The organism is Roseivivax sp. THAF30 (genome assembly GCF_009363575.1).
Taxonomy (GTDB): domain Bacteria; phylum Pseudomonadota; class Alphaproteobacteria; order Rhodobacterales; family Rhodobacteraceae; genus Roseivivax; species Roseivivax halotolerans.
Genome location: NZ_CP045389.1, coordinates 144,661 through 165,111 on the forward strand (window position 1 = coordinate 144,661; position 20,451 = coordinate 165,111).

At 64.8% G+C, this 20,451-nt stretch carries 18 protein-coding genes; 9 read left to right on the plus strand and 9 right to left on the minus strand.

Annotation, left to right across the window (positions count from 1 at the left end; genetic code table 11):
* Position 1 precedes the first annotated feature (1 nt).
* The 4 genes from FIU91_RS00590 to FIU91_RS00605 are packed head-to-tail and all read right to left on the minus strand — an operon-like array spanning position 2 to position 6,697.
* Entirely contained in the window at positions 2-2,047 is a 2,046-nt protein-coding gene (locus tag FIU91_RS00590; protein ID WP_152461014.1) for a hypothetical protein, read from the minus strand.
* Positions 2,044-4,821 carry a DUF4159 domain-containing protein gene (locus FIU91_RS00595; protein WP_152461015.1) on the minus strand — a complete coding sequence of 926 codons (2,778 nt, stop codon included), beginning with the start codon at positions 4,819-4,821 and terminating at the stop codon, positions 2,044-2,046. Before FIU91_RS00595 ends, FIU91_RS00590 begins: the two co-directional genes overlap by 4 nt.
* A complete protein-coding gene (locus tag FIU91_RS00600; protein ID WP_152461016.1) occupies positions 4,818-5,693 on the minus strand; it encodes a DUF58 domain-containing protein in 876 nt (291 codons plus the stop codon). Before FIU91_RS00600 ends, FIU91_RS00595 begins: the two co-directional genes overlap by 4 nt.
* On the minus strand, positions 5,690-6,697 hold the full coding sequence (locus FIU91_RS00605) for a MoxR family ATPase (protein ID WP_152461017.1): 1,008 nt from the start codon (positions 6,695-6,697) through the stop codon (positions 5,690-5,692). The genes FIU91_RS00600 and FIU91_RS00605 overlap by 4 nt, the downstream gene beginning before the upstream one ends.
* Before the next feature lie 67 nt (positions 6,698-6,764).
* On the opposite strand from FIU91_RS00605, the gene FIU91_RS00610 reads away from it, so the two are divergent.
* Positions 6,765-7,358, plus strand: a complete 594-nt coding sequence (locus FIU91_RS00610; RefSeq protein WP_152461018.1) for a DUF1285 domain-containing protein — start codon at positions 6,765-6,767, stop codon at positions 7,356-7,358.
* 44 nt (positions 7,359-7,402) lie between these two features.
* Entirely contained in the window at positions 7,403-8,176 is a 774-nt protein-coding gene (locus FIU91_RS00615; RefSeq protein WP_152461019.1) for a hydroxypyruvate isomerase family protein, read from the plus strand.
* Between the two features lie 6 nt (positions 8,177-8,182).
* On the opposite strand, the gene FIU91_RS00620 is transcribed toward FIU91_RS00615, so the two are convergent.
* Positions 8,183-9,001, minus strand: coding sequence for a sulfotransferase family protein (locus FIU91_RS00620; protein WP_152461020.1), 819 nt, complete (start codon positions 8,999-9,001; stop codon positions 8,183-8,185).
* Between the two features lie 141 nt (positions 9,002-9,142).
* Between FIU91_RS00620 and FIU91_RS00625 the strand changes: the two genes are divergently transcribed.
* Together FIU91_RS00625 and FIU91_RS00630 are read left to right on the plus strand one after the other, a co-directional pair.
* Positions 9,143-10,720 carry a DUF5928 domain-containing protein gene (locus FIU91_RS00625; RefSeq protein ID WP_152461021.1) on the plus strand — a complete coding sequence of 526 codons (1,578 nt, stop codon included), beginning with the start codon at positions 9,143-9,145 and terminating at the stop codon, positions 10,718-10,720.
* 9 nt (positions 10,721-10,729) lie between these two features.
* Entirely contained in the window at positions 10,730-11,098 is a 369-nt protein-coding gene (locus tag FIU91_RS00630) for a histidine triad nucleotide-binding protein (RefSeq protein ID WP_093011972.1), read from the plus strand.
* Between the two features lie 121 nt (positions 11,099-11,219).
* On the opposite strand, the gene FIU91_RS00635 is transcribed toward FIU91_RS00630, so the two are convergent.
* Positions 11,220-12,158, minus strand: coding sequence for an ABC transporter ATP-binding protein (locus FIU91_RS00635; protein WP_093011973.1), 939 nt, complete (start codon positions 12,156-12,158; stop codon positions 11,220-11,222).
* Positions 12,159-12,232: 74 nt separating this feature from the next.
* Between FIU91_RS00635 and FIU91_RS00640 the strand changes: the two genes are divergently transcribed.
* Both FIU91_RS00640 and polA read left to right on the plus strand, forming a co-directional pair.
* Positions 12,233-12,418, plus strand: coding sequence for a zinc-finger domain-containing protein (locus FIU91_RS00640; RefSeq protein ID WP_152463603.1), 186 nt, complete (start codon positions 12,233-12,235; stop codon positions 12,416-12,418).
* 144 nt (positions 12,419-12,562) lie between these two features.
* Positions 12,563-15,361 (plus strand): DNA polymerase I, encoded by a 2,799-nt coding sequence (gene polA, locus FIU91_RS00645; RefSeq protein ID WP_152461022.1) that lies wholly within the window; start codon positions 12,563-12,565, stop codon positions 15,359-15,361.
* 135 nt (positions 15,362-15,496) lie between these two features.
* Here polA and FIU91_RS00650 read toward each other — a convergent pair whose 3' ends face one another.
* Positions 15,497-16,492 carry an adenosine kinase gene (locus FIU91_RS00650; protein ID WP_152461023.1) on the minus strand — a complete coding sequence of 332 codons (996 nt, stop codon included), beginning with the start codon at positions 16,490-16,492 and terminating at the stop codon, positions 15,497-15,499.
* The gene (gene nth, locus FIU91_RS00655) at positions 16,489-17,133 is read right to left on the minus strand and encodes an endonuclease III (RefSeq protein ID WP_152461024.1); all 645 of its coding nucleotides are present in this window, start codon (positions 17,131-17,133) and stop codon (positions 16,489-16,491) included. Before nth ends, FIU91_RS00650 begins: the two co-directional genes overlap by 4 nt.
* A 104-nt stretch (positions 17,134-17,237) precedes the next feature.
* On the opposite strand from nth, the gene FIU91_RS00660 reads away from it, so the two are divergent.
* From FIU91_RS00660 to FIU91_RS00670, 3 genes are all read left to right on the plus strand, one after another.
* Entirely contained in the window at positions 17,238-18,086 is an 849-nt protein-coding gene (locus FIU91_RS00660) for a bifunctional helix-turn-helix domain-containing protein/methylated-DNA--[protein]-cysteine S-methyltransferase (protein ID WP_152461025.1), read from the plus strand.
* A gap of 117 nt (positions 18,087-18,203) precedes the next feature.
* The gene (locus tag FIU91_RS00665) at positions 18,204-18,866 is read left to right on the plus strand and encodes an OmpA family protein (RefSeq protein WP_152461026.1); all 663 of its coding nucleotides are present in this window, start codon (positions 18,204-18,206) and stop codon (positions 18,864-18,866) included.
* 108 nt (positions 18,867-18,974) lie between these two features.
* Positions 18,975-19,526 carry an NADPH-dependent FMN reductase gene (locus FIU91_RS00670; protein WP_152461027.1) on the plus strand — a complete coding sequence of 184 codons (552 nt, stop codon included), beginning with the start codon at positions 18,975-18,977 and terminating at the stop codon, positions 19,524-19,526.
* On the opposite strand, the gene FIU91_RS00675 is transcribed toward FIU91_RS00670, so the two are convergent.
* Positions 19,527-20,216, minus strand: coding sequence for a sugar transferase (locus FIU91_RS00675; protein WP_371418225.1), 690 nt, complete (start codon positions 20,214-20,216; stop codon positions 19,527-19,529). It abuts the gene before it with no gap.
* Positions 20,217-20,451 lie beyond the last annotated feature (235 nt).

Sequence of the window (20,451 nt, forward strand, 5' to 3'; positions counted from 1 at the left end):
CTTAGCGCCGTCCCTCGCGAAGCCACGCGCCCAGGATCAGCGCCGAGGCCAGCAGCAGCGTCAGCCAAGCCGGCAGCAAAGGCACGTTCCGCACATCCAGCGTCTGATAGGCGTCACGCGGCGTGATACCGATCCAGCCACGTCCCGCTGCCGGGCGCCCCTCTGCGACTTCGCGAATACGCGGCAGACCTTCTTCGAGGCGGAGGATTCCGCCGTCCCGGCTGTCGATCACCGGCTGCATGGCCTCGCCCGAAGCGATGGTTTCCTCGAATTCGCGCGGCGCGGCGGGGCCGAGGCCGACCACGGCCTCCTGCTCGCCTTCCGCAAGCCGGTAGAGCCCGATCTCCGGCCCTTCGTAAAGGGCCTCGAACCGGCCGGGGCTGACCTCTTCCAGCGTGATCTCCTCGGTCTCTCCGTTGGGTCGAGTGACCGTCACGGCACCAACTTCGTCACCCAGGGTCCGGCGGATGATCCGCATGGTCTGGCCGGTCGCCTCGGCGTAGAGCGTCTCTTCCTCGAGCTCGGGCTCTTTCATCATCCAATGGGCGAGACGGCGCAGAAGCTCGAGCTGCGGGCCGCCGCCCTCGTAACCGCGCGACCAAAGCCAGGCCTGATCGGACGCCATGAGCGAGATACGCCCCTCGCCGACTCGGTCGAGCACCAGAAGCGGGCGGTCGCCCACGCCGGACATCAGGGTATCCCCCGCATCGGCACTCGTTTCGATCTCGATCTGCCTGAGCCAGCGTCCCCAGGTCTCCTCACCCAGAAGGCCCGCCGTCACCGGATGCTTGTCGCCGAGATCCGTGATCTGCGGGCGGAAGCTCTCATCGATGACCCGAGCGGTCGGCGTGCCTGGCACGATGTCCCCGAGCGGCGATCGGAAGAGCGAATCCGCCGAGGCGAAATCCGGCCCGGCCGAGATCAGAACCGCGCCACCTTCCTCGACATAGTTGCGAACGTTGTCGAGATAGATCGCCGGCAGGATGCCGCGCCGCTTGTAACGGTCGAAGATTATGAGGTCGAAATCCTCGATCTTGTCGAGGAAGAGCTCGCGCGTCGGGAAGGCGATCAGCGAAAGCTCGTTGACCGGCACGCCGTCCTGCTTCTCCGGGGGGCGCAGGATGGTGAAGTGAACAAGGTCGACCGAGCTGTCGGATTTCAGAAGATTTCGCCAGGTCCGACCGCCCGCATGCGGCTCGCCTGAGACAAGCAGCACCCGCAGCCTGTCGCGCACGCCGTTGATCTGCACGAGCGCGGAATTGTTGCGGTCTGTGAGCTCGCCCTCTGCGGTGGGCGTCGTGAACTGGATCACGTTGAGCCCGCCGTGGGGCAGGGTGATCGGCAGCTCGATATCCTCGCCCACTGGAACGGTGAAGGTCTGCGGCTCGGCCCCGTCGACCGAGATGTCGAGCGGCACGGTCCCCGCATCGGGCGCCGCGCCGTCATCCTCGAGCCGCACGGTCAGTGTCACCGGCTCGTCGAGGATCGCGAAGGCGGGCGCGTTCTTGACGATGAGACGTCGATCCCAGTCGTCCTCCTGCCCGGTCAGCAGAAGATGCATCGGTGCGGGCAGGTCGGGCGCACGATCGAGATCGTGCAGACGTCCGTCCGACGCGGTGATGATCCCCGCGATCCGGCCGCGCGGCTCTTCGGCGAGCGCCGTGTTGAGCGCCGTCATCAGGAGCGTGCCCTGATCCTCCTGGCCGTCGCCGACTGCGACGCGGCGAACCTCTGTATTGGGACGATCGGCAAGCTCGGCCTCGATGGCGTCAAGCGCGCTTGCGGTCGTACCTTCCCGTTCGGCCAGCCGCTGCGAGGCTGACCGGTCGTCAAGAAGGATCACGATATCCGACAGCGGCGCGCGGTCCTCGTCCTGCAGCGAAGGCTGCGTCAGCGCGGCGATGAGGACCAGTGCGGCGAGGCCCCGCAAGGCCCATCCCGCCAGTCCCCGGAACACCGCGACGACGAGGCCGGCAAAGGCGATTGCGGCCAGAACGCCGATGGCGATCCAGGGCAGAAGCGGGTCGAAGATGATGCCGTCGATCATTGGCCAAGCCTGTCCAGAAGGGCGGGCACATGCACCTGGTCGGATTTGTAATTGCCGGTCAGCACATGCATCACGAGGTTGACCCCGAAGCGGTAGGCGATCTCGCGTTGACGCTCACCGGAGAAGCCGCTGCCAATCGGGCGCAGGGGCTGCCCGGATTGATCGACCGCCCATGCGGAGGCCCAGTCATTTCCGCCGATCACCACCGGGGTCACGTTGTCGTTGAGGTTGCGGAAGGGCATTCCCTCGATCTGTTCGGCATCGGGCGGCGCGGCCTCGACCCAGACATCGCGGCTTGCGTAGCGCCCGGGGAAATCCTGCAAGAGATAAAAGGTGCGCGTTAGAACATGGTCCTCGGGCACTGGCTCGAGCGGCGGCACGTCGAGCGGCTGCGCGAGTTCCTGCAGCTTGCGACCGTTGGGCGAGGAAGCTCCGAAACTCGCGATATCCGCATCGCGCGTATCGAACAGGATCATCCCGCCAGAGCGCAGGTATTCGTTGAGCTTGGCATAGGCGGCGGGCGAGGGCGTCGCCTGATCCGGCGTGACCGGCCAGTAGAGCATCGGGAAGAATGCCAGCTCGTCCTCTTCGAGATTCACGCCCACCGGATCACCGGGCTCCACCGAGGTGCGATAGAACAGCGTGTCGGAGAGGCCGCGCAAACCGGCCTGAGCCACGCGGTCGATCTCCTCGTCGCCGGTCAGAATGTGCCCGAGAGTCAACTCGGCGGTCACATCGATTGCAAAGGCGGTCTCGCCCTGAGGCTCGCTGCTCTCCTGAGCGCGCGCTTGCGGCACGGCAAGCGTCATCGCGGCAAGCACGACAGCCGCGGCCCGCGCCGCTATCAGGCGGCCCGAGAGCGCGAGAGAGGCGAGAATGTCCGCGACCAGTAGCAGCGTCGCGAGGGCCAGAAGATACCCTGCGAGCGGCGTCTCCTCGGCGCGGTCCAGCCCCTCCACGGTGATCCGGTCGGGCCAGGCCGCCGGTGTCAGCTCCGCATCGCGTGGCGTCACGTTGCGCGACAGGCTGCGCTCGTCGCCTTGGTAGAGGCCGGGTCTCAGATCGGGGCCGAGCGGATCCTCGATCAGGGTCTCGCCGGATACGCCGGGCAGGTTCCCGGCCTCGCCAAGCCCGCCGAATGCATCGAGTACGCGCACCGGCTGCCAGGTCGTGCCCTCTAGCTCGCTCGCCTCCGGCTCGGCGGGCATCGAGGACACGGCGAGCCGTTCAAGCATCTGCACGAAGAGGCCCGAGAGCGGCAGGGTCGACCATTCTGCATTCGCCGTGACATGGAAAAGCACGACCTGCCCCTGGCCTTCGCGCTTGCGGGTCACGAGCGGCGTGCCATCTGTCAGCTGCGCGATCACGCGGGAGGCCAGCGTCGGGTCGGGCTGCGCCATCACCTGCGCGGTGACCGTGACATCCTCGGGAAGTTCAAGGCCGAAGAACGGGCTTTCAGCGTCAAACGGCGCGAGCGTCTTGGGCTCGCCCCAACTCATCGCGCCGCCCACCGTGCGGCCCCCGGCGCGCAGTCGCACCGGCATCAGCGCGTCTTCCGTCGCGCGGCTCACCTCGCTTGCGGCAAGGCGGGGACCGGCAAAGCGCAGGAGCATGCCGCCGCCCTCGACCCATTCGAGCAGCGCCTCTTTTTCGGCCTCGCTGACCGTGGCGACATCGGCAAGCACGATCACGTCGGGATTGGCGGGCAGGACATCGAGAAGTCCGCCGTCGATCAGGTCGGCGGTCGGCTCAAGCGCGCGGTTGAGATAGTGCAGCGGCGAGAGCAGCTCGAGCCCCTCGCGGTTTTCCGAGCCCGCGATCAGCGCGACCTCGCGGCGGCGCAGGCTGTCGTCGGGCAGCGTGACCGCCCCGGCGGACGACGAGGCTTCGACCTCGAACCGCTCGACGCGGGCGCGAAGCTCGGCGGGCAACGACAATGCGCCCTCGGCCGTGGTCGCGCCATCCTCGAAGGTCATCGGCAGGCGGGCCAGCACGGCAGGGTTGCCAGACGGATCCCGCCCCTCGGCCACGATGCCGACTTCCGCTTCTGCGCCGGCACGCAGACGATGCAGCGTCAGCGCGACCTCGCCATCTTCGAACCGGGCAGGCTCGAGCGCATAGACCGGCGCGGGACTCTCGAAGACTGTCACCTGCCCGCGCGCCTCGAGTGCGTCCAGCACGTCGCTCCGGCTGTCGCGGGCGAGCCCGTCCGAGAACCAGAATGTGTCGAAATCGCCCTCCGGCAACGAGGCCAGCGCGGTTTCTACGCGCGCTGTATCCGGCTCCCAGGGCTGCGGCGTGAGGCCCGACAACCTGTTGCGCAAGGTTTGCGCGCCTTGAAACGTTGCGGCTTCCGGGCTCGCGAGGTTCAGCGTCGCCACAGGCCTGTCGTTCCGTCCCGCCTCGGCCAAAAGCCCATCCAGCGCCAGCATCTTCGCGCGCCAGTTCTGCGCCGACGCCCAGGAACCGTCAAAGAGAACGAGAAGCGGCGCGTCGCCATCGGCCGCCGTCTCTTCGTCCGGATTGAGGATCGGCCCGGACAAGCCGATGATGATCGCCGCCACGGCAAGCATCCGCAGCAGGAGAAGCCACCAGGGCGTGCGGTCGCTGACCTGCTCGTCGTCTTTCAGGCCCATCAGCAGCACGACGCCGGGGAACATCCGCCGCACCGGGGCGGGCGGGACAGCGCGCAGGATCACCCAGAGGATGGGAAGGGCCAGAAGACCCAGAAGCAGCCACGGCGTCGTGAAGCCGAGGATCCCGAACAACGTCATGCGGCGCCTCCGTCAATCGCGCGCCAAAGCCACAGAAGCGCGGATTGCGCCGTCGACGAGGTGTGATGGCATTCGTAGTGCCACCCTGTCAGCCGCGCGAGATGGGACAGACGGTCTTTCCGCTCGGCCAGCCGCTCAAGGTAGCGATCGCGCAGATCGTTGGCCTTGAGCGTCTCGTGCGCCATCGCCCCGCCGACCGATTGAAAGATGGTGCGCCCGCGATAGGGAAAGGCTTCTTCGGCGGGGTCCAGAACCTGCAGGAGCACGCCCCGCACGCCGCGATCCGCAGCCTTTGTCAGCGCTGCCTCGACACCTTCGAAATCCCCCATGAAATCCGAGATGAAGACGGCCCGTGCATGCGGGATCATGCCCCGCGCCTCCGGAGCGGCATATTCCTCGGCGTCCTCGTCCGAGAAATATTCGGCAAGCCGCAAAAGCTGTTCCGACCCGCGCCGGGGCGGCAGTGTGAAGCCGGTCAGGCCCACGCGCTCCCCGCCGCGATTGAGCAGGATCGCGACCGCGAGGCCGAGAAGGCGCGCCCTGTCGGCTTTCTGGGGCAGTTTTTCCTCGGAGGCGAAGCGCATGGATGCCGCGCGGTCCACCCACAGAAGTACGCTCTGCGCGATTTGCCATTCGCGGTCCTTAACGAATTGCGAGTCCCCGCGCGCCGAGCGCCGCCAGTCGATCGAGCGGTAGCTGTCGCCCGGCATCAGCGGGCGGTACTGCCAGAAATCGTCGCCGAGCCCGGCGCGCCGGCGACCGTGATCGCCCAGGAGGACCGTTCCGGCGAGCTTTTCGGCGCGCGCGAGCAGCGGCGGGAGCCGCGCGGCCTCGGCCTCGGCGCGGGCGCGGAGGGCGAGTTCTGGTGTCAAGCGGCGGCCTCGCTCCGCAGGAGCCCGCCTGCAACCTCTTCGATGAGCGCGCCGAGATCCTCGCCACGTGCCCGGGCCGAGAAGGTCAGCGCCATCCGGTGAACAAGCACCGGCCGTGCCAGCGCCGTCACGTCCTCCATAGAAGGAGCGAGCCGACCTTGCAGAAGCGCGCGTGCCCGCACCGTCAGCATCAGCGCCTGCGCGGCGCGCGGTCCCGGCCCCCACGCCACGATATCGCGCACACGCTCGGGCGAGGACGGGTCCGCAGGCCGGAACGCGCGGACGAGATCGAGGATCGTCTCGACCACGGTGTCACCCACGGGCATCCGCCGCAGAAGGCGCTGCGCCGCGATGAGGCTCGCGGGATCGAAGACCTGGTAGGCCTCGGCTTCCTCGGCGCCGGTCGTGGCCAGAAGGATGTCCTTTTCGGTGTCCCGATCCGGGTACGCCACGTCGATCTGCACCAGAAAACGGTCGAGCTGCGCCTCGGGCAGGGGATAGGTGCCTTCCTGCTCGATCGGGTTCTGCGTGGCGAGAACGTGGAACGGTGCTTCGAGCGCGCGGGTTTCCCCGGCGACAGTCACGACTTTTTCCTGCATGGCCTGAAGGAGCGCCGATTGCGTGCGCGGCGAGGCGCGGTTGATCTCGTCCGCCATCAGGAGCTGGCAGAAGATCGGACCTTCGATGAACTTGAACGCGCGGCTGCCATCCGCGCCCGTCTCGAGCACTTCGGAGCCGAGAATATCGGCGGGCATGAGGTCGGGCGTGAACTGCACGCGATTCCCGTTGAGGCCCATCACGGTCGAAAGCGTCTCGACGAGTCGCGTCTTTCCGAGGCCCGGCAGACCGATCAGCAGCGCATGCCCGCCGCAGAGCATGGACGCGAGAGTAAGGTCCACAACCTGCTCCTGGCCAATGAAACGGCGGGTGATCGCGGCCTTGGCCTCGGAGAGCTTCGCCTCTAGCACTTCGATCTCGGCGACAAGGTCTTCTGCGTCGGCCATGGCATTGCTCCTCGGTGCGGCTACGTTTGTGCTGAGAGTATCCTTCGACACGGAAATGGCAAAACCAATGACGTCACAAAATCGCGGGCAACCGTCGGCGGACGGGATCGCGGCTTCTGCGAAGGCAGCCGCCAAGGGCAAGGGCCTGCCGCCCGTTGAGACGTGGGATCCGCCCTTCAGCGGCGATCTCGACATGCGTATCGCGCGGGACGGGACATGGTTCTACAACGGCTCGCCCATCAATCGCCGGGGGCTCGTGAAGCTCTTCTCCTCTATCCTCAAGAAAGAGGGCGACGCCTATTTTCTGGTCACACCGGTGGAGAAAGTCGGCATTACAGTCGAAGACGCGCCCTTCGTCGCCGTCGATTTCGAGGCGGAGGGCGAGGGCGAGTCGCAGATCCTGACCTTCGTGACCCATGTCGACGATACGGCCACGGCCGGACCTGATCACCCGATCCGCGTCGAACGCGACCGCGAGACCGGAGAGCCTGCCCCCTATATCCTCGTGCGCCGGAATCTCGAGGCGCTGATCGACCGCAAATCGTTCTACCGCTTGGTGGAACTTGGAGCGGAGCGCGAGGTGGGCGGCACGGCCTGGTTCGGCCTCTGGTCCTCGGGCGAGTTCTTCCCGATGATCCCCAGCAGCGAATTGCCCGGCTAGGTCAAATCCCTATTGAAAAGCGAAAAAAGTGCTACGCTGATAAAATGAGGATCGCAGCGAACATCACCTTTCTGGACTTCGGCGTGCCGCTTGCCGGCCGCGCCCGGCTCGCGCATGAGGCTGGTTTCGACGGTGTGGAGTGCCTGTTCCCCTATGCGCTCAGTACCGGAGAGATGAGCCGTGCGCTCGACGAGATGCCGCTCGCACTGATCAACACGCCGGTCGACGATTGGGAGGATGGCGCTCGCGGCCGGGCCGCGGTGCCCGGCGAGATGGCGACCTTCGCCGCCGAGATGCAGCGCGCGCTCGACTACGCGAAGGCGCTCGGCGTGCCGCGCATCCATGTGATGGCGGGAAAGGCGAGCGGCGCGCGGGCGCGGGACCGGTTCGAAGCCAACCTTCGCGCGGCCTGCCTTGCCGCGCCTGAGGTCACGATGCTGATCGAACCGATCAATTCTCATGATGCGCCGGGCTATTACCTGAACGATTTCGACCTGGCAGCGGATATCGTCGAGCGGATCGGGCTGCCGAACCTGAAGCTGCAATTCGACACTTGGCACGCCCGGCGCATTCACGGCGATCCCCTGGCCGTCTGGCAGCGTCATGCGCGGCTTGTAGGCCATGTGCAGATTTCCGGCTTCGAGAACCGAGGCGCGCCGCGTCCTGACACCGCCGAGGAGGCGGCGTTCTACGAAGCGGTGACCGCGTCGGGCTACGAGGGCTGGCTCAGCGCCGAATATCACGATCGCGGCGAAGGGTTCGGATGGCTTTCGGAGCTGCGAGACAGGCTTGGCCGGGTGACGATGGCCGAAGCGTAAGGCGACCTAGTCGCCGAGCTTGGCGTGCACTTCATCAAGATCGATCTCACCCGTGGGCATCTTGTTGCCGGGGTTCTCGAAATCGTATTTGAAGAGCTCGAAGTCGCGTTTGTAGATCTCATAGACAAGGTGCATCGACAGATCGTCGAAATAGTCTTCGACCGGATGCGCGCGCTTCGGCCCGTGTCCCTCGCTCTCGTTGAAGCGGGGCACGTCCTTGAGCTTTACCTTCTTCGGAGTTTCGATGTCGTTCAGAACCTGCTGCATGCCGTCGTTGAAGGCTTCGGTCCAGAAGATGCGATCGTAACGGCCGCCATTCACGATGAAGGTCGAGACATGGCCCGACATGGCCGACCAATGGATGTCGGGCTCCATCGGGCGGCGCCAGCGGATCGTGTCGCGGGCGAACAAGAGGAAGCGGCGGAACGACCTGATCTGGTCGAACTCCTCCGTCCCGTCGTCGCCGCCGACCTCGATTCCGTATTTCTGGATCAGAAGCGGCACCAGATTGCCGCGGTACCGCTTCCCGTTGCGCTGGATGCCGCAGATCTTGTCGAAGAAGGACGACAGGATGCGCGTGTAAGGGTTCCGCACGCAGGTAAACGCGTAGGAGGAGCGGGTCTTCACGTTGGCACGGATGAGCGGCTGGCTTTCCTCGCGGGCCCATTTGTGCAGCCCTTCGGTCGCATCGTGGATGTCCCCGTCGAAGAATTTACCGTGGTCGGAATAGTACATGATCTGACCGATGGTCGAGCAGGCGCATTTCGGCACCACGCGATAAACCACGCTTTCGCTTTCGGTCATCCAGGTTCCGGGAAAGCCCATATTTCTGCTCTGCCTCTTGATCGCGCGCTTGCCTCGCGCGCCGGGTTTGAGCCAAACAAGCAAACAAACCGTGTTCTTTCAATCTAAGTTTAGGGTATCAACCTAGACAATCGGGCAAAAAATGGGCGCTGTGTTTCCTTAATGGCAAAGATCGCCTTCATTCTGCTGTGTCACAAGGACCCCGAGGCGATTGTCCGTCAGGCGCAATCGCTCACAGCCGTGGGCGACTACATCGCGATCCATTTCGACCGGAGCGCCTCGCCGACCGCCTATCGCCAGATCCGCGCGGCGCTGGCCGACAATCCAGGCGTCGTCTTCGCCAAGCGCCGCGTGCGCTGCGGCTGGGGCGAATGGAGCCTCGTGGAAGCCACGCTCGAGGCGCTGAAAGCCGCGGTCGATGCATTCCCGCGCGCCACGCATTTCTACATGCTTTCGGGCGATTGCATGGCGATCAAGACCGCGGAATACGCGCATGATTTCCTCGACCGGCGTGAATGCGACTACATCGAGAGCTTCGACTATTTCAAATCCGACTGGATCAAGACTGGCTGGAAGGAAGAGCGGCTGATCTACCGCCACTGGTTCAACGAGCGGACCCAGAAAAAGCGCTTCTACGCGATGTTCGAGCTGCAAAAGCGGCTCGGCATCACGCGGCCGATCCCGCCCGACCTCGATATCATGATCGGCAGCCAATGGTGGTGCCTGCGGCGGCGCACTGTGGAATGGGTGCTCGACTTCACGCGGAGGCGGCCCGACGTTGTCTCTTTCTTCCGCACGACCTGGATCCCGGACGAGACCTTTTTCCAGACGCTGGTCCGCCATCTCGTGCCCGAACGGGAGATCGACAGCCGGACGCTGACCTTCCTGATGTTCACCGACTACGGAATGCCGGTCACGTTCTACAACGATCATTACGACGTGCTCTTGAGCCAGGATTTTCTTTTCGCGCGCAAGATCAGCCCCGAGGCGGCTGACCTGAAGCGCCGCCTCGGCGCGCTCTACTCGGCGGAGGGCGTGAAGTTCGACATCTCGAACGAGGGCCGTCAGCTCTTCAAGTTCCTGACCGAACGGGGCCGGATCGGGCGCAGGTTCGCGCCGCGATTCTGGGAGACGGAAAGTTCGCTCGGCCGGGAGCGCGAGCTTCTGATCGTCGTCTGCAAGAAGTGGCATGTGGCCAAACGGCTCCTCGACCGCATACGGCAGATGACCAACATTCCCTGCATCGAGTACCTCTTCAACGAGGACAACACGGCGCTGCCCGATCTCGGCGGAATTCAGGCCACGATGTCCAAGCGGCATCGGCACCGTCGCGCGCTGATGCGGATGCTGTTCGAATATTTCGAGAGCGAACGCATGATCATCTGCATGGACCCTGGCAATCTCGACCTTCTTGAGGATTTCTGCCGCGACCGCGCGCTGACGCGAATCCTCGAGGTAGAATGCCATTTCTCCGACGAATACCTGATCGGCCACGCGATGCGCGTCGGCCTTGCCGGGGACAACACCCCGCCCGAGACATTGCAGCGGCTGTTACCGACTATCCGCAACGACATGCTGCACGAAAGCGACCGGATCCGGGATGCCGAGTTCGACAACCATTTGCGTATCCGCGAGACCGATCCGCCCGAAGTGAACGCCCAGGCGATTGCGGCCTTTCTCTCGGTCGGGCAGGACAAGGCGCGCGAGATCGCGCGCACCGATCACCTATTCGCCGACTGAGGAGCCGCCATGCCCTTCGACTACGATGACCAGAACATCTTCGCCAAGATCCTGCGAGGCGAGATCCCGAACGACACGGTTCTCGAGACAGAGCATTCCCTCGCGTTCCGAGACATCCAGCCCCAGGCGCCCGTCCACGTGCTGGTGATCCCGAAGGGGCCGTATGTGTCTTACGACCATTTCGCGCAGGAAGCGACCGAGGCGGAACTCGTCGATTACGTCCGCGCCATCGGAGAAGTCTGCCGCATGGAAGGCGTCGAAGAGGATGGCTTCCGGCTGATCTCCAATGCGGGACGGAATGGCGTGCAGGAAGTGCCGCATCTGCACGTGCATATCCTTGCAGGCCGTCCCCTGGGCCGAATGCTCGCCAAAGCCTGATCCGGCGGAGCGGGCGGCAGGGCCGCCCGCGCATCTTGTGTCGTCCGGGGCCGGTGGCCCCGGCCTCCGGTATGCCTCCGGCGGGAGTATTTACGGCCGGCTCATACCAGGGGCGAGCGCCTCAGCCATGCGCGCCTTTCGTGAGGGCGAGGAAGACATCTTCGAGGTCCGGCTGCTCGGTTCGCACGTCGGAGATGCGGATGCCTGCGGCGCGGACCGCATCGAGCACATCCTCGGCCCGCATCTCGCGGGCATGATAGGTCAGCGCAAGGATGCCGCCGCCGCGCTCTTCCACCTCGACCCCTTCGAGGTCGGGGAGGGTTTCGGGCGTCGCCTCGGGCTCGATCACCATCGTACGCGCGTCAAGTTCGCCCAGAAGCGCCGATGTCGTGTTGCGGGCGACCAGTTCACCCTCGTTGATGATCGCGATCTCGTCGCACATCTCCTCGGCTTCCTGAAGGTAATGCGTGGTCAGGATGATCGTCATCCCTTCCTCGCGATTGAGGCGTCGCACATTGTCCCAGAGCATCTGGCGCAGCTCGATATCGACGCCCGCCGTGGGCTCGTCGAGCACGAGGATGTGCGGGCGATGCACGAGCGCCTTGCCGAGAAGAAGCCGCCGGCGCATGCCGCCCGAGAGCGTTCGCGCATAGGCTTCGGCCTTGTCGGCAAGGCCGACCATCTCGAGAATCTCGTCCGAGCGCCGCTCGCCTTTCGGCACGCCGTAGAGGCCGGCCTGCACTTCGAGCGCGCCGCGCGGCGTAAAGAACGGATCGAGGTTCAACTCCTGCGGCATCACCCCGATTGAGGCGCGCGACTGGCGCGGATTGCGGTCCTGATCGAAGCCCCAGATCTCCACGCTGCCGGCGCTTTTGAGAACGAGGCCCGCGAGTATATTGATGAGCGTCGACTTGCCTGCGCCGTTGGGGCCGAGCAGCCCGAAGACGGAGCCTTGCGGGATGGTCAGATCGATCCCCTTGAGCGCCACTTTCTCGGGCGCTTTGCCTTGCCCCCCATAGGTTTTCCTGAGGCCCTCTATCCGGATCGCGTCGCCTGCCATGCCTGCCTTGCTCCTTGGTCTGTCATCGGACATAACGCGCATAAGGCAAAGGCAACCGAATGGGAATTCGCAGCATGGCTCCGGACGCGCCAGAAACGAAGATCGTGGACAGCTACCGTGTCGCCTGCGACGGCGGCGAAGGGGCGCTCGGCCATCCGCGCGTCTGGCTCTCGATTCCCGAAGATCGCGGCTGGGTCGAATGCGGCTATTGCGATGCGCGGTTCGTCCATCGCGATTTCGCGGAGACGGACGGGAAGTAAGCCCCCGTAGCCCCGCGCGCTCGCGATATGAGCGTTCTACGATACCCCTCCGACCTTTTCAGAGACGGACGGGCGCTGGTCACCGTGCCTGCCGCGCGATATGTCCTCGGGCAGAAACGACTCCGGTAAGGGAAGGCGGCGCCCATGAGTTTCGGCAAAGGCTCTCATCTGCATCTGATCGACGGCTCGGCCTTCATCTTCCGCGCCTTCCATGCCCTGCCGCCGCTGACGCGCAAGTCGGACGGGCTGCCGGTGGGCGCGGTGCAGGGTTTCTGCGACATGCTGCGCCGCTACATAGCGAAGGATCACGGACGCGATGCGCCCACCCATATCGCGGTGATCTTCGACAAGGGCAGCCATACCTTCCGCAATGATCTTTACGATCAGTACAAGGCCAACCGCGACGAGATGCCGGAGGATCTGCGCCCGCAGATTCCGCTGACGCGCCGCGCGACCGAGGCTTTCAACATCGCCTGCAAGGAAGTCGAAGGCTACGAGGCCGACGACATCATCGGAACGCTCGCCTGCCAGGCGCGCGACGCGGGCGGCCGCGTCACGATCGTCTCCTCGGACAAGGATCTCATGCAACTCGTCGGTGACGGCGTCGAGATGTTCGACGCGATGAAGAACCGGGTGATCGACCGCGAGGGCGTGATGGAAAAGTTCGGCGTCGCGCCCGAACGGGTGGTGGACGTGCAGGCGCTTGCGGGCGACAGCGTCGACAATGTGCCCGGCGCTCCGGGGATCGGGATCAAGACGGCGGCACTTCTGATCAACGAGTACGGCACGCTCGAAGACCTTTTGGATCGTGCCGAAGAGATCAAGCAGCCCAAGCGCCGCGAGACGCTGATCGAAAAGCGCGAGCAGATCGAGCTTTCGAAGCGCCTGGTGCAGCTCGATCTCGACACGCCGCTCGATTTCACGCTCGAGGATCTCGAACTGCGCGACCCCGATCCGGACACGCTGCTGGGTTTTCTCGCGGAGATGGAGTTTCGCAGCCTCTCGCGCCGCATCGCCGAGACGCTGGGCGAGGAGGCGCCGGTCATCCCCGAGACAGCGCCCGAAGCCGCCGATGCCGGGGACGCGCCCGAACAGCCGGATTTCGCCGAGGCGAGCTACACGACGATCCGTGATGTAGAGACGCTGCAGACCTGGATCGACGCCGCGTTCGAGCGGGGGCACATCGCGTTCGACACTGAAACGACCGGCCTTGACGAGATGCGGGTCGCGCTTGTCGGCCTGTCCTTCTGCATCGAGGCCGGGACGGCGGGCTATCTTCCGCTTCTCCACCGGGCCAAGGATGATGGCGATCTCTTCACTTCGGACGCGCTGCTGGACGGACAGATGGACCGGGACGAGGCGCTTGCGATGCTGAAGCCGCTTCTGGAAGATCCGAGCGTCATGAAAATCGGCCAGAACGTGAAATACGATGCCAAGATCCTGGCCCGGGTCGGCATCGATGTCGCGCCGATCGATGATACCATGCTCATGTCCTACGCGATGCATGGGGGCTTGCACGGGCACGGGATGGATCAGCTCGCCGAGCGGTATCTCGGCCATCAGCCCATTCCGATCAAGGAGATCATCGGCACCGGCAAGAGCCAGATCACCTTCGACCGCGTGCCCATCGACGATGCGACCAAGTATGCCGCAGAGGATGCGGACATCACTCTGCGCCTGTGGCACCTTTTCAAACCGCAGCTCCATCGCGCACGCGTCACCCGCGTCTACGAGACGATGGAGCGCCCGCTCGTTCCGGTTCTCGCGGACATGGAACGTGCCGGCATCAAGGTCGACCGCAACACGCTCTCGCGCATGTCAGGGGCCTTTGCCCAGAAAATGGCGGCGCTCGAGGAGGAGATCCATGAGCTTGCAGGCGAGAAGTTCAACGTCGGCAGCCCCAAGCAGCTTGGAGAGATCCTCTTCGACAAGATGGGGCTCGAGGGCGGCAAGAAGGGCAAGACCGGCGCCTATGCCACGGGCGCGGACGTGCTCGAGGATCTGGCGACCGAACACGATCTGCCCGCCCGGGTTCTCGACTGGCGGCAGCTCTCGAAGCTGAAATCGACCTATACCGACGCGCTGCAGGAGCATATCCATCCCGAGACGGGGCGGGTGCATACCTCCTACGTGATTTCCGGGGCAAGCACCGGGCGGCTCGCCTCGACCGATCCGAACTTGCAGAACATTCCCGTCCGCTCCGAGGAAGGGCGCCGCATCCGCGAGGCCTTCATCGCCGAGGAGGGGAAGGTGCTCGTCAGCCTCGACTATTCCCAGATCGAGCTCAGGATCCTCGCGCATATCGCCGGGATCGACGCGCTGAAAGAGGCCTTCCGCGACGGGCAGGACATTCACGCCGCCACCGCATCGGAGATGTTCGGAGTGCCGCTCGATGAGATGACGCCCGAGGTGCGCCGTCAGGCCAAGGCGATCAATTTCGGCGTGATCTACGGGATTTCAGGCTTCGGCCTTGCACGGAACCTGCGTATCCCGCGCGCCGAAGCGCAGGGTTTCATCGACCGTTATTTCGAGCGCTTTCCCGGCATCAAGGATTACATGAACGAGACGACCGCGTTCGCCAAGGAGCACAAGCGCGTCGAGACCCTGTTCGGCCGGGTCATCCATACGCCCGAGATCAGCGCGAGCGGTCCGCGCGCCGGCTTCGCCCGCCGTGCCGCGATCAACGCGCCCATTCAGGGCACTGCGGCTGACATCATCCGGCGCGCCATGGTGCGGATGCCGGACGCGATCGCGAACCTGCCGGCCCGGATGCTGTTGCAGGTGCATGACGAGCTGATCTTCGAGGTGGCCGAAGATTCCGTCGACGAGCTGGTCGACGCAGCGCGCGCCGTCATGGAAGGCGCGACCGATCCGGTTCTGAAGCTCGACGTGCCGCTTGTCGTCGATGCCGGACAAGGCGCGAACTGGGCCGAGGCGCATTGAAACGCGCAGCCGGACAGGTCGCGGCATGAGCCTGCCACGGGATACGATCCCGGCGAGCTTGAGCGCCACGCCACACTCTTTGGATTGGGAGAAATACCGGCGGGGGAGCGCGAGGGGGCAGCCGGCCCCCTCGCTCTAGCTCATCAGCCCGTGCTGGCGGAAGAGATCGGGGAGCGACGTCTCCGGACGCGGCCCCATATGGCTGATCACCTCGCGCGCGGCGGCGTGGCCCATCTTGCCCGCAATCTCCATATCCGCCCCGGTGACGAGCCCATAGAGGAAGCCAGCGGCGAACTGGTCGCCCGCGCCGGTCGCATCGACGGGCGTGATATGCTCCACCGGCACATCCGTGCGCACGCCGTCGCGGATAATCGAGCATCCATGACCCGAGCGGGTGCAGATCACCAAGGGGCAGATCGCGGCGACGGCCGCGAGATCTGCATCGAGATCATCGTTCTGATACAGCGCCCGGATCTCGGCCTCGTTGCCGATCACGTAATCGAGGTCGTGTTCGATGAGCCGCAGGAAATCCTCGCGATGCCGTTCCACGCAGAACGGATCGGAGATCGCGATCCCTGCGCGGCCCCCGGCGTTGCGGCAGGCGCGCGCCATCTTCTGGAAGGCATCCTTGCCCTTGTCCTTGTCGAAGAGATAGCCCTCGAGGAAGACCACCTCCGCGTCTGCGGCCACGCTCTCATCCACATCGTCGGGGCCAAGCTCGGCGGAGATCCCGAGATAGGTGTTCATCGACCGCTCCCCGTCGGGCGAGACGAAGATCATCGATCGCGATGTCGGCAACTCGCCTTCGGCTTTCGGCGGATTGACGAACGCGGTGCCGATTTTCTCCATCTCCTCGGCGTAGAAGCGGCCCAGTCCGTCATCTTTCACACGGCCGACAAAGGCCGTGCGCAGGCCAAGATTTCCAAGGCCCGCGAGCGTGTTCGCGACCGAGCCGCCCGGTGCCTGCACGCGGCCTTCCATCGCACCGTAGAGAACCTCGGCCCGTTCCCGCTCAACGAGCTGCATGATGCCCTTCTCGATGCCCATATTGTCGAGGAAGCTGTCCTCGGCCCGGGTCAGCACGTCGACGATGGCGTTGCCGATCCCGGCAACCTGGTAGGTCTTGCTCATAAGGTCTTGTCCTCGAATTGGCAGAGGTCGCGGATCAGGCAGGCGGGGCATTTCGGCTTGCGCGCGACGCAGGTGTATCGCCCGTGCAGGATCATCCAGTGATGGGCGTGAAGTTGGTAATCGGCGGGCACATTGTCCTCGATGGCCCGCTCGACGGCGACGACATCCTTCCCGGGCGCTATGCCCGAGCGATTGCCGAGACGGAAGATATGCGTGTCGACCGCCTGCGCCGGGTAGCGCCACCACATGTTGAGCACGACGTTCGCGGTCTTGCGTCCGACACCCGGCAAGCTTTCAAGAGCGGCGCGGGAATTCGGCACAACGCCGTCATATTGCTCGACCAGAATGCGGCTCAGCTTGATGACATTCTTGGCCTTGTTCCGATACAGGCCAATCGTCTTGATATGCTCGATCACCCCCTCTTCGCCGAGTGCCAGCATCTTCTCGGGCGTGTCGGCGATCTCGAAAAGGGCGCGGGTCGCCTTGTTCACCCCCGCATCGGTCGCCTGTGCCGAGAGCGCGACCGCGACCACGAGCGTATAGGCGTTCACATGCTCGAGCTCGCCCTTGGGCTCGGGCTCCGCTTCATGGAATCGGCGGAAGATCTCGCGGATCGTCTTGTAGTCGAGCTGCTTGGCCATCCCGCTTCTCTTGCCCGCTGCCTGACGGATACGCAACAATCGGGTCGCCGGGACAGGCGCGGCCGCTGTAAAAAGGGGCGCAGGAGACACGCGGAGCCACGACAATGACCGATCAGACCCCTATCGCAGGCCGCAGCGCCTACCATTTCGAGGTCATGCGCCGGGCGATCGTGCTCGTGGACGAGCTCGGTCCCGGCGCGCGGCTCGACGATCTGGCGCGCGAGATGCAGATGAGCCCCGCGCATTTCCAGCGCGTCTTTTCGGAATGGGCCGGGGTCAGCCCGAAGCGCTACCAGCAATACCTGACGCTCGGCCATGCCAAGGCGCTTCTGCGCGAGCGGTTCACGACGCTCGAGGCAGCCCATGCGTCGGGGCTGTCTGGCACCGGGCGGCTGCACGATCTCTTCATGCGCTGGGAGGCGATGAGCCCGGGCGATTTCGCCAAGGGCGGCGCGGGTCTCAACATCACTTGGGGTATGGCTGACAGTCCGTTCGGCCCGGCGCTCCTGATGGCGACGGATCGCGGCATCTGCGGTATCGCCTTCACCGCCGAGGCCGGTGAGGCGGCCGCGTTCGAGGATCTGAGGTCTCGCTGGCCGGATGCACGCTACACCGAGGATGCCGCGCGCATTATGCCTAAGGCCGAGGCGATCTTCGGGCAGGGCGGTGAGGTGCCTCTGCATTTCATCGGCGCGCCGTTCCAGATCAAGGTCTGGGAGGCACTGATGCAGGTTCCCTCCGGCCACGTGACCACCTATTCCGAGATCGCCGCGGCGATCGGCCATCCCAAGGCTGTGCGCGCGGTCGGAACGGCGGTCGGGCGCAATCCGATCTCCCTGCTGATCCCATGTCACCGTGCGCTTCGGAAAAGCGGAGCGCTGGGCGGCTATCACTGGGGTCTGCCGGTCAAGCGCGCGATCCTCGCCTGGGAATCGGTGCGGGCCGACGCGTGACGCCGGTGTCGGCGGAGCCCCGCCTATGCTTTCGGCAATGTTTTTGGATAACACGTGGCATGCGCGCTATGACCAGCGTGTCATTCCGACGAAAAACGTCAAACGGACGAGGACCTAATGATCCGAGCAAAGACTTCCCTGATCCTGTCGGCTGCAAGCCTGATTGCCATCACTGCTTGCGCGCCGCTGAACGATCCCAATAACCCCAACCGCCAGGCGCAAACCGGCGCGTTGATCGGTGCCGGTGTCGGCGCGCTTGCCGGTGCCGCCGCGGGCAACGATCCCGAAGAGCGTCGCCGCAACGCCGCTGCGGGCGCCCTTATCGGTGCGGCCGGTGGCGCGATTGTCGGCAACGAGCTCGATAAGCAGGAAGCCGCGCTGCGCCAGCAGATCGGCAACAACAATATCGACATCCAGAACACCGGTGACCGTCTCATCGTGACGCTGCCGCAGAACATCCTGTTCGCGACCGACTCGACCGCGGTCAGCCCCTCGATCCAGGGCGACCTGATCGCCGTGGCGCGGAACCTGCAGCAATACCCGGACACCAACGTCCAGGTGATCGGTCACACCGACAATACCGGCGATGCGTCCTACAACCAGGGTCTTTCGCAGCGCCGCGCGCAGGCAGTGGCCTCCATCCTGACTTCGAACGGCGTGCCGAGCTTCCGTGTCTCGTCGATCGGACGTGGCGAGGACCAGCCGGTTGCGTCGAACCTCACGCCCGAAGGCCGCGCGCAGAACCGCCGCGTCGAGATCGTGATCCTGCCGACGACTTGATCACGCACCTTTGGTGAAACGTACAGGAACACGCCGCGGCTTGCCGCGGCGTGTTTTCGTTGTAGCTCCTGCGCGGAACGCACCGCACCACGAAGGATCGTCCTATTCATGTCCGAATTGAAGCTGCTCACGATTTCCGGCTCTCTCCGCGCGGCCTCCACCAACCGCAAATTGGCCGCTGAAGCCGCGCGCCGCTTCGGGCCGGCCGAGGTGACCATCGCGGATATCGTCTTTCCGGTTTACGATGGGGACATCGAAGACGGTGAGGGCATACCGGCGCCGGTGCAGCTTCTGGCGGACCAGATTGCAGAGGCGGATGCCGTCGTGATATCGACACCCGAATACAACAAGGGCATCTCCGGCGTCCTGAAGAACGCGCTGGACTGGATCAGCAGGACGGAGGGCAATCCCTGGCGGGACAAGCCGGTCGCGCTGATATCCTCGGCTGCCGGGCGCGCAGGAGGCGAGCGGTCGCAGAACATGGCCCGGCTGTGTCTCAACCCGTTCCGCCCCTATTTGCTGCCGGGGCCTGAGGTGATGGTGGGCAACACGTCCCAGCATTGGGACGACGAGGATCGCTTGACCGACGAGCGCGCGATCAAGCTGCTTGACGAGCTGATGACGCTCCTGAGGGAAGCGGCGCAGTCGCGCCGCGCCTGATCAGCAGCCAGTGCCCTTGATGACGACTCGCACGGTCCGCAGCATCACCGACAGATCGGTCGCGAAGGACAATTCGCGCAGGTAGCTCGCATCGAAGCTCGCCCGTTCGACGAAGCTCGACTCGTTGCGGACGGAGGTTTGCCAGAACCCGGTGATCCCGGGACGCATCGCGTAATAGGCAGAGCCCGGATAGAGTTCTGCCTGTTCCACCATGATCGGGCGCGGGCCGACAATCGACATATCGCCCGTCAGCACGTTCCAGAGCTGCGGCAACTCGTCGAGTGAAGTCTTGCGGATCATTCGGCCGATCGGAGTGATCCGGGGGTCGTTGCGGAGCTTCTGGGTGCGGTCCCATTCCGCGGCGGCCAGCGGATCCTGCGCCAGGTGCTCGGCAAGACGCGCATGGGCGTTCGGCACCATGGAGCGGAGCTTCAACATCCAGAAGATCTCGCCGTTTCGGCCAAGTCGCTTCTGGCGATAGAACGGAGAGCTGCCGTCGAGCGAGATCAGCGCAAGGAGCGGCAGCACGATCAGAAGCGCAGGCAGCGCGGCGATTGCGACCAGGGCGATATCCAGCGCGCGCTTGCCCGCACGCCAATACAGGCCGCCGGACTGCGGCGCGTGCAGGCGACGCGCGAGGTCGCGGTCGAAATCTGCCAGCGAGAATGAGTTCCGAATATGCAGCGTCACGTTGCCGTCCCCGAGTTTACGAACGCAGTCGTCGACCGGCGCAGATCACAGCGATCTGCACAGCCGCGTCTCCGCGATGCGTTCAAAAGGTGAGGCACCAACCCCCAGGTGCGTTCGTTACAAGATGGCGGCTTTGGGACCGCCCCCTTGCATCCGGAAGATATGCAAATGCGGCCTTTTTTAGTCAATGCGCTTGCAAGGGCGTGAGTGGCGTTAGGGCCTGCGAAAACAACGC

Coding starts and splice junctions, on each gene's coding strand:
- FIU91_RS00670 (WP_152461027.1), top strand. CDS start 18,975: ATGTCCGAATTGAAGCTGCTCACGATTTCCGGCTCTCTCCGCGCGGCC.
- FIU91_RS00640 (WP_152463603.1), top strand. CDS start 12,233: ATGGCTCCGGACGCGCCAGAAACGAAGATCGTGGACAGCTACCGTGTC.
- nth (WP_152461024.1), bottom strand. CDS start 17,133: ATGGCCAAGCAGCTCGACTACAAGACGATCCGCGAGATCTTCCGCCGA.
- FIU91_RS00660 (WP_152461025.1), top strand. CDS start 17,238: ATGACCGATCAGACCCCTATCGCAGGCCGCAGCGCCTACCATTTCGAG.
- polA (WP_152461022.1), top strand. CDS start 12,563: ATGAGTTTCGGCAAAGGCTCTCATCTGCATCTGATCGACGGCTCGGCC.
- FIU91_RS00650 (WP_152461023.1), bottom strand. CDS start 16,492: ATGAGCAAGACCTACCAGGTTGCCGGGATCGGCAACGCCATCGTCGAC.
- FIU91_RS00665 (WP_152461026.1), top strand. CDS start 18,204: ATGATCCGAGCAAAGACTTCCCTGATCCTGTCGGCTGCAAGCCTGATT.
- FIU91_RS00635 (WP_093011973.1), bottom strand. CDS start 12,158: ATGGCAGGCGACGCGATCCGGATAGAGGGCCTCAGGAAAACCTATGGG.
- FIU91_RS00630 (WP_093011972.1), top strand. CDS start 10,730: ATGCCCTTCGACTACGATGACCAGAACATCTTCGCCAAGATCCTGCGA.
- FIU91_RS00595 (WP_152461015.1), bottom strand. CDS start 4,821: ATGACGTTGTTCGGGATCCTCGGCTTCACGACGCCGTGGCTGCTTCTG.
- FIU91_RS00625 (WP_152461021.1), top strand. CDS start 9,143: ATGGCAAAGATCGCCTTCATTCTGCTGTGTCACAAGGACCCCGAGGCG.
- FIU91_RS00610 (WP_152461018.1), top strand. CDS start 6,765: ATGACGTCACAAAATCGCGGGCAACCGTCGGCGGACGGGATCGCGGCT.
- FIU91_RS00590 (WP_152461014.1), bottom strand. CDS start 2,047: ATGATCGACGGCATCATCTTCGACCCGCTTCTGCCCTGGATCGCCATC.
- FIU91_RS00620 (WP_152461020.1), bottom strand. CDS start 9,001: ATGGGCTTTCCCGGAACCTGGATGACCGAAAGCGAAAGCGTGGTTTAT.
- FIU91_RS00615 (WP_152461019.1), top strand. CDS start 7,403: ATGAGGATCGCAGCGAACATCACCTTTCTGGACTTCGGCGTGCCGCTT.
- FIU91_RS00605 (WP_152461017.1), bottom strand. CDS start 6,697: ATGGCCGACGCAGAAGACCTTGTCGCCGAGATCGAAGTGCTAGAGGCG.